A 637-nucleotide genomic window follows, 5' to 3' on the forward strand; every position below is an offset into this window, starting at 1 on the left:
AAATGCTGTTTTGCTATTTCATAAGCCGCTTCTTGAGTAAAGCTATTTACTAGCAAGTGACGAGTTGCCTGAAACTCTCTTAATAGTCCCGCTAATATTACAAGAGTACTTTCTATTTCATCTCTTGTGAGAGCTTTACTATTCTCAATATCGGTGGCAATTGTTTTAATTTGATCACTGAGTTCTGAAGTTTCTGTAAAGAACTCTTTAGATGCCTCTAGAATGATGGGTTTGACTTTTACAGCATTATTGATGACGTCACGAGTAAATGCTGAAAGCTTTGAATAACCAGCCATACATTGCTTTTTAACTAGTTCTTGATATTCTTTTTCAGTGAGATTTGTCTTTACTGATTTAATCTGCAAATCACCAGGTTCTTTACGAGGTTTGTATTTCTCTTTTTTTACTGTCTTAATGGCGGTTTCAATAGCTCTAAAATCTTTTGCACCTACACTTCTTAAAATGTCTAACATATCGTGTTTCATAATTATTACCTTTTATTGTATCTATACTCACCTCTCAAATAATTAGATATAGCTATTAAGATTTAAGACTAACAACATATGATAAACCAGCGCTAACACCGAAGGGGGTTAGAGCAACCAACCAGAATGGGCGGAGTATTTGTCGGCGTTTT

At 34.7% G+C, this 637-nt stretch carries 1 protein-coding gene; it reads right to left on the minus strand.

What is annotated here, in order from left to right; genetic code table 11:
• Positions 1-485: chromosome partitioning protein ParA (locus R7Q48_RS28350; RefSeq protein ID WP_318133650.1), on the minus strand; the 485-nt coding region annotated here is incomplete at its 3' end.
• Positions 486-637: the final 152 nt, after the last annotated feature.

Source organism: Vibrio sp. 378, assembly GCF_033339435.1.